Annotated in this window: 12 protein-coding genes and 1 pseudogene; 7 read left to right on the forward strand and 6 right to left on the reverse strand. The window is 39.1% G+C overall.

Annotation, left to right across the window (positions count from 1 at the left end):
- Positions 1-9 precede the first annotated feature (9 nt).
- From tenA to thiE, 4 genes are read left to right on the forward strand one after another with little or no spacing between them, the layout of a single operon-like run.
- Entirely contained in the window at positions 10-699 is a 690-nt protein-coding gene (gene tenA / locus GMJ66_RS10840; protein WP_156290335.1) for a thiaminase II, read from the forward strand.
- Positions 696-1,502, forward strand: coding sequence for a bifunctional hydroxymethylpyrimidine kinase/phosphomethylpyrimidine kinase (gene thiD, locus GMJ66_RS10845; RefSeq protein ID WP_156290336.1), 807 nt, complete (start codon positions 696-698; stop codon positions 1,500-1,502). Before tenA ends, thiD begins: the two co-directional genes overlap by 4 nt.
- A complete protein-coding gene (gene thiM / locus GMJ66_RS10850) occupies positions 1,499-2,275 on the forward strand; it encodes a hydroxyethylthiazole kinase (RefSeq protein WP_156290337.1) in 777 nt (258 codons plus the stop codon). The genes thiD and thiM overlap by 4 nt, the downstream gene beginning before the upstream one ends.
- 8 nt (positions 2,276-2,283) lie before the next feature.
- Positions 2,284-2,898, forward strand: a complete 615-nt coding sequence (thiE, locus tag GMJ66_RS10855; RefSeq protein ID WP_156290338.1) for a thiamine phosphate synthase — start codon at positions 2,284-2,286, stop codon at positions 2,896-2,898.
- Positions 2,899-3,156: 258 nt separating this feature from the next.
- Here thiE and GMJ66_RS10860 read toward each other — a convergent pair whose 3' ends face one another.
- The 3 genes and pseudogenes from GMJ66_RS10860 to GMJ66_RS10870 all read right to left on the reverse strand — a co-directional run bounded on the left by GMJ66_RS10860 (position 3,157) and on the right by GMJ66_RS10870 (position 5,640).
- A complete protein-coding gene (locus GMJ66_RS10860; RefSeq protein WP_156290339.1) occupies positions 3,157-3,780 on the reverse strand; it encodes a TetR/AcrR family transcriptional regulator in 624 nt (207 codons plus the stop codon).
- Between the two features lie 77 nt (positions 3,781-3,857).
- Positions 3,858-4,886 (reverse strand): annotated as a pseudogene (locus tag GMJ66_RS10865) (ABC transporter permease).
- 1 nt (position 4,887) lies between these two features.
- A complete protein-coding gene (locus tag GMJ66_RS10870; RefSeq protein ID WP_231514897.1) occupies positions 4,888-5,640 on the reverse strand; it encodes an ABC transporter ATP-binding protein in 753 nt (250 codons plus the stop codon).
- Positions 5,641-5,890: 250 nt separating this feature from the next.
- Here GMJ66_RS10870 and GMJ66_RS10875 point away from each other — a divergent pair, with 250 nt between their 5' ends.
- Positions 5,891-6,394 carry a hypothetical protein gene (locus GMJ66_RS10875; RefSeq protein ID WP_156290340.1) on the forward strand — a complete coding sequence of 168 codons (504 nt, stop codon included), beginning with the start codon at positions 5,891-5,893 and terminating at the stop codon, positions 6,392-6,394.
- An 85-nt stretch (positions 6,395-6,479) separates the two neighbouring features.
- Positions 6,480-6,674, forward strand: coding sequence for a hypothetical protein (locus GMJ66_RS10880; RefSeq protein ID WP_156290341.1), 195 nt, complete (start codon positions 6,480-6,482; stop codon positions 6,672-6,674).
- Positions 6,675-7,246: 572 nt separating this feature from the next.
- On the opposite strand, the gene GMJ66_RS10885 is transcribed toward GMJ66_RS10880, so the two are convergent.
- Positions 7,247-8,800 carry a BCCT family transporter gene (locus tag GMJ66_RS10885; RefSeq protein ID WP_156290342.1) on the reverse strand — a complete coding sequence of 518 codons (1,554 nt, stop codon included), beginning with the start codon at positions 8,798-8,800 and terminating at the stop codon, positions 7,247-7,249.
- 296 nt (positions 8,801-9,096) lie between these two features.
- Positions 9,097-9,915: a squalene/phytoene synthase family protein gene (locus GMJ66_RS10890; protein ID WP_156290343.1), complete on the reverse strand. Its 819-nt coding sequence runs from the start codon at positions 9,913-9,915 to the stop codon at positions 9,097-9,099.
- A 716-nt stretch (positions 9,916-10,631) separates the two neighbouring features.
- Between GMJ66_RS10890 and GMJ66_RS10895 the strand changes: the two genes are divergently transcribed.
- Complete coding sequence (locus tag GMJ66_RS10895) at positions 10,632-11,789, forward strand: MFS transporter (protein ID WP_156290344.1); 1,158 nt, start codon at positions 10,632-10,634, stop codon at positions 11,787-11,789.
- 123 nt (positions 11,790-11,912) lie between these two features.
- Here GMJ66_RS10895 and GMJ66_RS10900 read toward each other — a convergent pair whose 3' ends face one another.
- Positions 11,913-12,833, reverse strand: a complete 921-nt coding sequence (locus tag GMJ66_RS10900) for a type II secretion system F family protein (RefSeq protein ID WP_156290345.1) — start codon at positions 12,831-12,833, stop codon at positions 11,913-11,915.
- Positions 12,834-12,837 lie beyond the last annotated feature (4 nt).

Here is a 12,837-nt window from a genome sequence, read left to right on the forward strand (position 1 = left end):
GGAATTTTCATGTCATTTACAGAACAATTACGTAAAGAAAACGATGCTATTTTTCAGCAGATTTTTGAACATCCTTTTGTTGACGGAATCGGAAAAGGAAATGTTCCAAACGAATCCATTGCCCATTATATTAAAGCGGATTTTGAATATTTAAATGCATTTATGAAAATCTATGGAATTGCCATTTCCAAATCGGATAACAGAGGAGACATTCAATATTTCTTTGACAAGATGGCATTTATTTTAAACGATGAAATTCACCCGCATCATAATTTTTGCGAATATATTGGAGTTCCCTATGAAACGTTGCAAGGACACCCACTGCCACCGACAGCCGATCATTATATCAAGCATATGATGTACCATGCTCAAACAGGGACCATGGCTGAAACTTTGGGAGCACTACTTCCTTGCCCTTGGACCTATCAGGAGATTGGAATAGAGCTCATGGAAAAATATCAGCCGGAAAAGGACCATCCCTTTTACCAATGGATTAGCTTCTATGGTGATACGGGGTCCCGAAATGTTACTGCGGAAATGCGCGAACGTTTAGATGCTCTTGCGGAAGAAGCTTCTCCACTTGAAAAAGAGCGTATCAAAGAAGCTTTTCGTAAAAGCTGTGAACTCGAATTGGCTTTTTGGGAAATGGCTTATACATGTGAAGTTTGGCCATCCAAAAAGGCGGTGACCAAAGCATGACACAAACCGCCTGTGCACTTACTATCGCTGGAACAGACCCTAGTGGCGGGGCTGGTATTCATGCTGATTTAAAAACGTTTCAGGAACTAAAAAGCTACGGAATGTCAGTCATTACTTCCGTTGTTGCCCAAAACACGACCGGTGTTCAAGGGATTCATCACATTCCACTGGAAATGATTGAACAGCAAATGGATTCTGTTACATCTGATATGCCAGTTCACGCATTAAAAACAGGGATGATTGCCAATATTGATATGATGAGAGTTCTTGCAGAGAAAATCACTAAAATCGATGCACCGTATGTGATGGACCCTGTCATGGTAGCGACAAGCGGAGATGCATTAATCGAAGAACAAGCACGTGATTTTTTAAGGGAAAACCTTTTGCCATTAGCTACCGTCGTTACTCCAAACATTCCTGAAGCTGAATTTTTAATCGAAAAGAAAATAGAGATTATGGAAGATATGGAAAAGGCAGCAAAGACCATTGTTCATGAATTAGGTGCAGGGGCTGCCCTGGTTAAAGGTGGACATTTACAAGGGGAAGCCATTGACTATCTTTATGATGGAGACGAGTTACACACATTTTCTGCTAAACGGATTGATACCAAAAACACACATGGAACAGGCTGTACCTATTCCGCTGCCATCACTGCTTATTTAAGTCAGGGGCTGTCCTTATATGATGCAGTTGAAAAAGCAAAACACTTCGTAACAGCAGCAATTCAACATTCATTTTCACTAGGGGCAGGAAATGGGCCAACTAACCATTGGGCTGTACGTGAAGAAGAGGGTGTACGATGAATACGCAACACATTATTGAAGAAGTACGTACAAATACGCCATTGATTCATCATTTAACGAATCAGGTGGTTATGAATTTTACTGCTAATGGATTATTATCTTTTGGTGCTGCACCGGTAATGGCAAAAGCCGAGGAAGAGGCTGCTGACATGGCCTCTCATGCGGATGGCTTATTAATTAACATAGGTACATTAACATCAAACGAATTAAAAGCCATGATTTCGGCTGGAAAGGCAGCCAACAAAAAAGGAATTCCAGTTGTACTGGACCCTGTTGGAGTGGCTGCCACCCCATTTCGAACCAATGCGTTTCAACAAATTGTAAAAGAGGTACATCCGACTGTTATTAAAGGGAATGCTGGAGAGCTGGCTCACCTGGTTGATATACCTTGGCAGACAAAAGGGGTTGACTCTATTGGTGATGGAAATGTGGAAGAAATCGCGGTGAATGTAGCTAAAACCTATCAAACAACCGCCGTTTTAACAGGGAAGTCAGATGTCATAAGTACATCCCAATCGACATTAACCAATGATACAGGGCACGCTTTATTATCTAAGGTAACGGGGGCAGGCTGTTTATTAGGGTCGATTATTACTGCCTGTCTAACAACAAAGGATTCAGTGGAAGATCAAGCCCATGCCGCCGTATATTATTACGGATTAGCAGCTGAATTCTCTGCTGCCCAAGAAAATGTGAAAGGGCCTGGGACTTTCACCGCCCATTTTCTTGATGCCCTTTCCATGGATATCGATCATCTGAAGGGAGTTCAATAATAACAACCATGAATAGACAAATTTTGCGTAAATATTTTATTATGGGCAGTCAAAACTGTGATAAAGATCCAGTAAAAATATTAGAAACTGCTGCATTAGGTGGAATAACTGCTTTTCAATATCGTGAAAAAGGAGAAGGTTCACTGACTGGCAAAGCAAAATTGGAGCTTGGCAGAGAATTGCGTGAAATCTGCAGAAAGTATCATATCCCATTTATTATTAATGATGACGTGGAGCTGGCTGAAGCGTTGGATGTGGATGGAATTCATGTAGGTCAAGATGATCAGTCAGTCGAAGTGTTAAGAAAGATTTTTCCGAATATGATCATTGGGCTTTCTGTTTCTAATGACGAAGAGCTGGCAAAGAGTCCGATTGAGCTTGTAGATTACGTAGGTGCTGGTCCTGTTTTTTCTACTGCCACAAAGACAGATGCCAAAGAAGCTGTTGGACTAGAATGGATACAAACATTAAGAGGAAAATATCCTGATCTTCCAATTGTCGGCATTGGTGGAATCAATACGGAAAATGCAGCTTCTGTTCTGGAGGCTGGTGCCGATGGAGTATCAGTTATATCAGCCATTGCCAAAGCTAGAAATATAGAAAGTGCAGTAGAACAGTTGTAGAGAAAATAGAGTCCGTTGACTAAGAAAGGGAAAGAGAAACTACCCGCTTTCCGCGAATGAACTGGTGATCCCCTCGCTTTTTTACTGCAGGGGTCCCGCCAGCCCGTTTTTTCCACAGTACAGGAAAAGATTCGGCAGCGTTACATTACACGAAAAAACACATATTTGTTGCAGTTTCTCTTCCTAAATTAATTTTAGATGCACAAATTCACTTAAAAAATGGGATAAAGCTTATAAAGCTTATAATTGTCTTTTCATCTACTCTCTTGGCATTAATCCATTTGATAATAGTTCAATAATTTTGTCTATCTCCTTTGATTCATCTTCCCAATTCGCTTCAGGTATAGCTATATGTCTTGCTAAAATATAAGATAATATTGCTCCTGCCACCATACGAATAATCGTATTAGGGTCTGCTTCAATAATCTGGCCCTTCGCTTGATAGTGATCAACTATCTGTCTAAATTTATCAAAGATTTCCTTGCCGATATGCTCAATAAATCGTTCCTTTAATTCTGGATGGAACGGGATTTCCTGAACTAATATACGTAATAGCGGCAAATTCTTTTTAATAAACTCTTTTCGGTTTTCAATCATACCTCGAATAAAGTCCTGAAATGTTTCAAAATCCCGGTCTAGTACCTTATTCATATCGTTTTTTATCATCGGTGCAATTAATTTAACCATCATAGGTGATAAAACCGACAATAGCAGCCCTTTTTTTGATTTAAAATGTTTAAAAATGGTACCTTCTGCAACTTCGGCCTTTTTTGCAATTTCATTCGTAGAAGTTGCTGCAAATCCCTTTTCGGCAAATAATTCCACTGCTGCATCTAAGATTGCCTTTTGTTTTTCTGTTAATTTTTCCTCATCATTTCCCATGAATAATCGCCCTCTTATCTAGACTGTCTTTCTCATTAACTAAGTATATATAATAATGGTTACACTGGAAAGTATCTTTATATTTTACGATATTTTCTGAGTGCCGTTACATTCAGTAGGATAAATAAACATGAAAAACCGAGCATGACGCTTATATCAGCATAAATTTCTCCCCAGCCAGCTCCTCTTACCATGACATCCCGTAAAGCTTCCGCCGCATAATATAATGGCGTAAATGGTCCTATCTAGCTCACCCATTCTGAAATGGTTTCTAAATGGAACAAACCGGAAAAGAAGATCTGTGGGATGACGACAATTGGGATAAACTGAATCATCTGCAGCTCATTCTGGGCAAAGGAAGATATAAGTATTCCCAGTGTAAGTGCAGTGAAAGCTAAAAATAAGATAATGACAAGGACATGCCAAAAGGCTCCTTCCATTAGCATTCCAAGCACATAAATAGCATACCAGGCTATGATAGTAGATTGGACCATTGTAAATAAACCAAAGCCTAGCACATAACCAATAACAATTTCCCATTTTCGAATGGGGGTAGAAAGCAATCTTTCCAAAGTACCTGTTGTTCTCTCTCTAATAAATGAGACACCAGCAATAATAAAGACAAAGAAAAATACAAAAAAGCCTAATAAAACAGGTCCAAAATAATCAAATGAACTCATTTCACTGGAACCATGCAGGTAATGAATGTCGATTTCCTCACCACCTGCAATGCCTTGCATCGGAGTCAACTTCGTTTGCAGCCATTTAATTACAGCACTGTTTACCGATGGATCACTTCCTTCCAGAATTATAGAAGGAGAATTTTGATCAAATACTAGGTAAGCATCTATTTTCCGAGCATTTAGTTCTTCCTTAGCAATTTCCCCCTTCTCATATGTTTTTATTTCCACTTCGGATAAGTCCATTTGTTCTGTCACCGCTTCTGGAAACTCAACAAACCCTATTTTAGGTAGATAATTATCACCATTAAAAACTAGATGAAGCATGGTTAATACTAAAATTGGAGCAAAAATCAATAATGCCATCGTTCTCTTATCACGTACAAGCTGCTGTAGTATTCGTTTTGCTAAAGCCAATATTCTCACTTTAAACACCCCCATATGCCAAAAAGACTTCTTCCAGACTGACTGAACCTGATTTGCCTTTTAACTCTTCCGGTGTACCAACAGCAATAAGTGAGCCATCTCTCAACAGACCTAATCGATCACATTTTTCTGCTTCATCCATGACATGAGTAGTGACAAGGATTGTTGTCCCCTGTTTATTCAATTGATAAAACGCTTCCCAAATACTTTTTCGTAATACCGGATCTATCCCCACAGTTGGTTCATCAAGAATGAGCATTTCCGGTTCATGCAGCAATGCAATCGCTAACGAAAGCCTCCTTTTCATTCCACCAGAATAATTGGATACAAGTTTATGAACATGATCTGATAGTGCAACAACTTCCATCACTTCTTTTATTCTTTCAAACTGTCTTTTTCCTCTTAATCCATATAACTTTGCAAAAAATTCCAAGTTTTCCCTGGCAGATAATTCTTCATACAAACCATCCGCCTGAGCCATATAGCCAATTCTCTTCATTAAGTTTAAGTCTGGCATTTTTTGCTGAAATACATAATTGTCTCCTATTGTCGGGTTGTCTAATCCAGCTAATTGTTTAACAAGAGTGGACTTTCCTGCACCAGATGGACCTAGAAGTCCAAAGATTTCTCCATTCACAATTTCTAAACTTATCTTATTTAATACCTTCTGTTCGCCAAATACTTTGGATACATCTTGAACCGACACACATGTCTCCACAATATACACCTCTCCCTCGATTAAGTGATTACTCACTTTATTATATTACCCACCTCGGATTTTGTAAAGTGAGTAATCACTCATATATGTTTTTAAAAAAATCGTCCTTAAGTTTTTTAGCTTTTTATTCGATGCCAATTAAAAATAATTGTATTCCAATTTTCAGAAAATACAATGACCCACCTTATTTTCCTAGTTAAAAGCCTATTCTTCTTTAGACTAATCCCCAACTGGACGATTTTCCCATATAGTGTATAGACATGAAATTATTAAGGGGGAATTTTGAATGAACTACTATCCACAACACTATGAGTCACCGTATTATGGGGAGGAGAGACAATATGGACTTCCATGGTATTTATTAAACCAATACTTTGGTCCCGGTGGAGGTTACCCTGGTAGCGCTCCCGGAACAGGATTTCCAGGTACTCCAGAAGGTTTCCCTGGTGCAGGACCTGGAGCGGGCTTTCCTGGCGGAGGATTTCCAGGTGCCGGTCCCGGCCAGCAATTCCCGGGTGTACCCGGAGTAGGACAACAAGCAGGACCACCAACTTCACCACCACCTAGCTTTACACCTCAGCAGCCGCAGTTTCAGGCATTAGCAGTAGACCCTGGTGGGATTCGTGGATGTTTATTTCGATTTACGTATATTTGGCTTAGAAGAAGTGCTTTCTGGTTCTATCCAACCTTTGTTGGAAGAAGATCTATTGCCGGTTATCGTTGGATAGGATGGAGATGGGTATACTTCGGTATTGACCTAGACAGAATTGAATCCTTCCAGTGCTATTAATCTAGCTCGCTAACAAATAATTGGACAGCAGCACAATCTATATCCCTCCTTCACTCATAAATTAATGATGTAAGGAGGGATGCAAATGTATCAATTAGCATTATTATATTTAGCAGCTGTAGTCGCAGGATATTCACTTCTTGGTTTAACATTTATTGCTAGATTTGTTGAACCAATTGCACCCGTTCTTGTTGGAGTTGGAGCAATCGCAGTAATCGTTTTTGCATCGGCTATCTTGTATCTGGCACTCCGAGCATTATTTAATAAGCATATTAAATAACATGATTCTCATATTAGAGACCGTCTTTATCCGGTCTCTAATTTTTTATATAAGGCTCTTTTCGTAAGTTTTGTTGTTTTTTTAATTTTCGTGGTTGATATAAACTGCGACATAACTTTAAATGATGAGCGTAGTGTATTTCCGGAGCGGTATGAGAGCACTAAGTAATGTCGGAGTTTATATATTCAGTGACAAAAACAGCGGCTTCCAGAAGACAAACGAATAAAAATAGCGCAAGCGCCCGTTTAGCGACGTACGAACTGCCCCTGGCCATGCCAGGTGGTTCGGTGTTGCCGCGCAAAGCGGCGGTTCTAACCGAACAGTCCCCGTAGGAGATAAAGGAAACACGACGAACGGAGTGAGTCGATGTTGACTTTCACCGCAAGGGTATAAGTGCGACTAAGCCTCTGGTTTCACCAATCGGCAAGTCTTCTTTATCGTACGGAGGTGAGGGAAGTCCGCTAGTCGCTGGGCGACGGAGCTAGACATCAAAGCGCAAATTTATACTTTCTTATCTTTTTTAAAAAACCTTCATCTGTTTCTAGTAGTTAGAAAAGATGAAGGTTTTTCTTTCATTCAGATTTATCTACTTTCTTTCGCATTTCCCTTTGCCAAATAAGGCCTTGTTCTAATGCCATTTTTCTTGCAATTCTTGGTGCATTCCACAATGGCGGCAATAAAAGCAAGGATACTGGCACTGCGGTTATTACAATAGAGTTTTGAATAGCGGATATACTATTTTCTCCGATTGTCAATATCATCACGGTAGTAAGACCAAAGATGATTGCCCAGAATACGCGCAGCCATCTTCTAGGATGGTCATTACCAGTTAAGGTTGCAGCTATCGTATAAGACATCGTATCTGTTGTTGTCGCAACAAAAATAATCGATACCAGTAGGAATGCTACACCAAATATAGTTCCCATCGGTAATTGATCGGTTATCGCCATCACTGCTGCTGGCATTCCACCTTCATTTAGAGCATTAGACACTGATCCTGGGTTTTCTCTTTCAAAAAATACTCCAGTTCCACCTACAACCGAGAACCAAAAGTTATTTACTAATGGTGCAACGATTGAAACAGCGATAATCAGTTCCCTAATCGTTCTTCCTCGGGAAATACGGCTAATAAATACAATCAGCATTGGTGCATAGCCGATAAACCAGCCCCAAAAGAAAATCGTCCACCACGCAAGCCAGCCATGGTCTCCGCGGTACAAACTCATTTCAAAAAAGTGCTGAATGTGAAAGCCTGTTCCACCAACAAAGGCATCAATGATAAACATCGTAGGCCCAATAATAAGAATTACTGCTGCTAAAAAGATGGTAAACATCACGTTGTAGTTACTCAAATGATAGATACCACGGTCAACTCCTGTCGCAGCGGAGATCGCTGCAATTCCAGCTAATGCAAGTACGACAATGATACTTAGCGATAGCGTATTGGGAACATCAAATAGATGGTTTAGACCATAGGATATTTGCAGTCCAAGAAATCCTAGTGGTCCTAGAGTACCTGCAACGGTAGCAATAATGGAAAAAATATCCGCAGCAGATCCAATTACGCTGTTATGATAAATTTTTTCACCAAAAATTGGATACAATAAGCCTCTTGGTCGTAACGGTAATTTCTTTGTATAATGCACATACATCATCACAATAGTAGCTAATGTCCCAAGAATCGCCCACGCTGTAAACCCCCAATGCATAAAGGATTGTGCAAAGGCTGCTGGAACATTATTAAATTCACCACCACCGAATAAAGGGGGTGTTTCCATATAGTGGTTCATTGGCTCGGACGCCGCCCAAAATACGCCACCACTAGCCAATAATGTTACTAATATCATCGAAACCCAACCAAAGAAACTATACTTTGGTTTGTCCATATTACCTAATCGAACTTTTCCATACTTAGAAAAAGCGAGTACTAAACCAATTGCAAAATTTAATAATAACAAGACTTGCCAGTAAGCACCAAATAACTCTGCTGATAAATCAAACAGGGTGGATATTGTATTTCCAACCATATCACTATTGATAAATGACAAGACAATAAATAAGATTAAAAACCCACCACTTATTATAAATACTGGCCAATCTAATGTTGCTTTTTTCTTTGAATTCACTTTTTTCCTCCTAATTTTATAGGAACAAGCGTCTATAATATCGTATTACATTTTGCCATTAAAGACCGTTGGATGGAATTGAATGTAAATATTCAATGACAAATCCACCAACTTGCTCTATTTTATGACGCAGTTTTTCATTATAGGTAATTAATAATAAGACGTCAACCTCCTTCATATAATATGAATGTGTCCTCTCCTTACCGAAGATAATACATTCCTTCCGATTTAGTCTGAAATTTCTGAATAAACATTTCATAGAACGATTAGGTGACCTAATCGCTATCTATTAAATGCTATTCACTAATAATTTCATCCACTGTTGTTTCAACCTCTTTACGCGACATTTTTTCTTCCCCGCTCTTAAGTGCTTTTAATGTCTTTTTCGCGAGCTCCAATGGTATTTTGCAAAACACCAGGATATTTTTCGTCTTTATCGATTCTATGTATTGATCACCCATTTTTAAATTCTCATCCGCATAGGAAAAAAGATCTTTACGGTTCCACGTTTCAGGTAAAAACTGTACTCCACGTTCAGCATCCTCATCCTGATTTCGAAGCATATTTACTGCCTGTAACCCTCTTCCATAACCGATAGCTAGTTCTCGATCTGTTTTCGTATTATCATACCATTCCCATATATCAGATAGCATGACACCAACGAGACCAGCAACATAATAGGTGTAATCGTCTAAATCCTCTTTCGTTTTGATGACCCAATCTTTTTCCACCCATTTTGCCATTCCATCTGCCATTTCACTTGTTGATTCTTTCACTTTATCTACTATCTCTTTTGGACAGACAGAAATCCAGTCACCTAGTCTAATGGTTACTTCAGGTAATTGTACTTCATATGGTTTTATTAGTTGCTCATATACTTCATTATCGAAAGTACCCTTCAATAATTTGCTTATTGTAAGTAATAATTTTTGTTTTGTTTCTGCATCCAACTGTTCATGATCTTCAATCTCATCAATTGCACGCATACATAAATACGCAGACCCAACCGTCATTTTCAGCGGAGACTTTAATAAACTAATTGGAATGTAGAAGGTTCTACTTGTATCTTTTAATACCCGCATTGCATCTTTTTGTAGTTTTTTATCTATGCCCATTACTTGCCTTTCTCCTTCCATAAACTAATAACAGTATAACAGACATTCCAACTAATTTCTTCTTTAGGTGTGACATCTTATCCTTATGTATATACCCAAATTTTTGAAAAATAAACCCGTGTTAGGTTTAAAAAATTTAGTGCCTTTTCGTCTACTAAACTTGATGGAGCGGAAATCAAAGTTGTACAATACTAATTCCAATTTTATAATTCGTAAAAAACGACAATCTATTAGAAAACTCGCATTCGCTCTTCTTATAACCTATGTGTTTCGTTTTCCTTATATTGCGCGTTCAAAAAGGAGGATGAAAAAGACCGAGAAGTCGGGGAAGCTTTGAGTAGCGGGCCCCGAGCGTGTTGTGGTGACTTCTACGTTGCCCACAGGACAAGGAACACTTCGTCAGCGATACATCGCACGCAGAAAAAGTGCTTTTCTTTTTCAAGGACGTGGGCGGTTTAGAAGGTCCTCACCATACGTGAGCAACGGAAAGCGAGCCAACGAGCTTCCACAGGATGTGGTGACTTCGACGTTCGACACAGGACGTGTCGGTACTTAGTCGAAGGTCCCCTTTAGATGTGTCTTTTTCACCGGACTTTTTGAACATCCTCTAATAACCCCCCATCGGTTTAAAAATATAATCCCTACTTCCCTTGTATTTCAATTGAAATAAGCATAATATAAGTAAGTATTCTCATCTTTAGAAAGGCGTCATAATTATGGATAAACGTGTATATTTATTAACCATTGTTTCCTTTGTTGTTGGAATGGTCGAGTTAATTATTGGTGGAATTTTAGATTTAGTAGCTTTTGATTTAAACGTAACGATCGGACAAGCAGGATTACTTATAACCATATTTTCATTAACCTTCGCTGTGTCCGGTCCTGTATTATCCGTTCTAACAGCAAAACTGGAACGAAAAAAACTAATGCTTTTTACCTTAATTGTATTTTTAGCCGGTAATATAGTGGCTGTGTTTAGCCCCACCTACTCCATTTTATTCATTTCAAGGATGATTTCAGCTGCAAGTAGCTCGCTGCTCATTATTTTATGTGTGGTAATGGCTGCTACGATTGTACATCCTAAGTATCGTGGGAGAGCAATTGGTATTGTAAATATGGGGGTTAGTGGTTCCTTAGTCCTTGGTGTTCCGATTGGTTTGGTACTTGGAAATGCATTTGGATGGAGAGCCCCTTTTGTTTTTATTACGGTATTGACCCTTCTTTCTATTACTGGAATTTATTTCTTGTTGGAACGGGTCGCTCCGGAAAAGCAAATATCATTAAAAAGACAGTTTGCATCACTCAAAGATCAAAAGGTCCTTTTTGCTCATATGACCACCTTTATATTACTGGCAGGGCATTCTACTCTATATACATATCTAACTCCTTTCGTAAAGACGACGATGGACTTAGATGGAACTTGGGTTAGTATCATTTATTTCGTATTCGGAATAGCTGCCGTAAGCGGTGGTGCTGTTGGTGGTACTTTGGGAGACCGTTTTGGCTCTAAACGAACTATATTAAGTGTTATTATTGTATTCGGACTTGCCATCTTCATGATTCCTTATACAACATTTGCTTTACCTCTGTTCCTGGTCTTTTTGATTATATGGGGAATGATGAGCTGGGCAGTTACTCCACCAATGCAAAGTTATTTAATGACTATTGCACCAGAAACTTCCAGTATTCAAATTGGCTTAAATAATTCTTCCTTACATTTAGGCATTGCAGTTGGTGCATCCATCGGAAGTGTTGTTATTGATGTAACATCCGTTGAAAATAATGCGGCTGTTGGGGGAATATTAGCCATCATATCCATTGGTACTGCACTTATCTCCATGCGAAACAAAAAACAAAGCAGCGCTCACGCATAGGGTGCCCACTTAAAGGTGCCTGTCACTTCCCGAATTTTGTCGAATCACAGAGAAGGCTATGGTATATGACAACCATAGCCTTTTTACCCTTTGGGTGCCTGTCACTTCCCGAAATTTGTCGAATTAGAGGTTTCCGATTAGTCCGATGACTGCTGGGCCTAGTAGAACAACGAATAAACTTGGGAAAATGAAGATAACAAGAGGGAATAACATTTTAATTGGTGCTTTCATCGCTTGTTCCTCCGCACGTTGCTTTCTTCTTTCTCGAATTTCAATAGACTGTACGTTTAACATTTGTACCATACCAATTCCTAATTGCTCTGCTTGAATAATGCTTCCTATTAATGAACGAACATCATCTATGAAAATGCGTTCCCGAACACTGGATAATGCTTCCCGCCTTGTTTTCCCTAAACGCATTTCTTCCAGGCAGCGCTGAAACTCACGGGAAAGTACACCATCCTTTTTCGAAACCACTTTACTTAAAGCAGAATCAAATCCAAGTCCTGCTTCAATGCTCACGGTTAATAAATCAATAAAATCCGGCAATTCCTTTAATGCTTTCTTATTACGTGCCGCCGCTTTTTGCTTCAAGTAATAAGAAGGTAAAAACGCCGCTGCAATAACTCCAACTAGAATCGAAAGAAAAATCATCCCAGCTGAAAGTTGTACAAGATAACTATAAAGTCCAAAAATAACCGGCAGTACCATGTACATTACCAATTGCACGATACGAAATTCCACTGCCGTCATTCCAAACGGATTTCCCGCCTGTAAGAGCTGCATTTCCCATTTTTCTTTCTTTTCCGCTGATAAGTTTCGTTTAAATGATTTTTTTACTTTCTTCCATAACGGTGCCGTGATTCGTGTAGTGAAAGAAAGCTTTCTTACTTCATCTAACGGTTCCACCTTTTCCTGAACGTTTACTTCCGGTTGAAAAACAGCAGAAATCCGGTTTTGAATCGCACGCTTTTTCTCCTTGCGCCAAATCAATAATCCAAAAATCAACAAAAATATAGTTAATAAATAAGATACGAATAGCATGAGG

The organism is Oceanobacillus salinisoli (assembly GCF_009733865.1).
GTDB classification, from domain to species: Bacteria; Bacillota; Bacilli; order Bacillales; family Amphibacillaceae; genus Oceanobacillus; species Oceanobacillus salinisoli.

Bases quoted from the DNA above. Each gene is read 5' to 3' on its own strand.
- GMJ66_RS10880 (WP_156290341.1), top strand. From the start codon at position 6,480: ATGTATCAATTAGCATTATTATATTTAGCAGCTGTAGTCGCAGGATAT.
- GMJ66_RS10860 (WP_156290339.1), bottom strand. From the start codon at position 3,780: ATGGGAAATGATGAGGAAAAATTAACAGAAAAACAAAAGGCAATCTTA.
- thiD (WP_156290336.1), top strand. From the start codon at position 696: ATGACACAAACCGCCTGTGCACTTACTATCGCTGGAACAGACCCTAGT.
- GMJ66_RS10900 (WP_156290345.1), bottom strand. From the start codon at position 12,833: ATGCTATTCGTATCTTATTTATTAACTATATTTTTGTTGATTTTTGGA.
- GMJ66_RS10895 (WP_156290344.1), top strand. From the start codon at position 10,632: ATGGATAAACGTGTATATTTATTAACCATTGTTTCCTTTGTTGTTGGA.
- tenA (WP_156290335.1), top strand. From the start codon at position 10: ATGTCATTTACAGAACAATTACGTAAAGAAAACGATGCTATTTTTCAG.
- GMJ66_RS10875 (WP_156290340.1), top strand. From the start codon at position 5,891: ATGAACTACTATCCACAACACTATGAGTCACCGTATTATGGGGAGGAG.
- GMJ66_RS10890 (WP_156290343.1), bottom strand. From the start codon at position 9,915: ATGGGCATAGATAAAAAACTACAAAAAGATGCAATGCGGGTATTAAAA.
- thiM (WP_156290337.1), top strand. From the start codon at position 1,499: ATGAATACGCAACACATTATTGAAGAAGTACGTACAAATACGCCATTG.
- thiE (WP_156290338.1), top strand. From the start codon at position 2,284: ATGAATAGACAAATTTTGCGTAAATATTTTATTATGGGCAGTCAAAAC.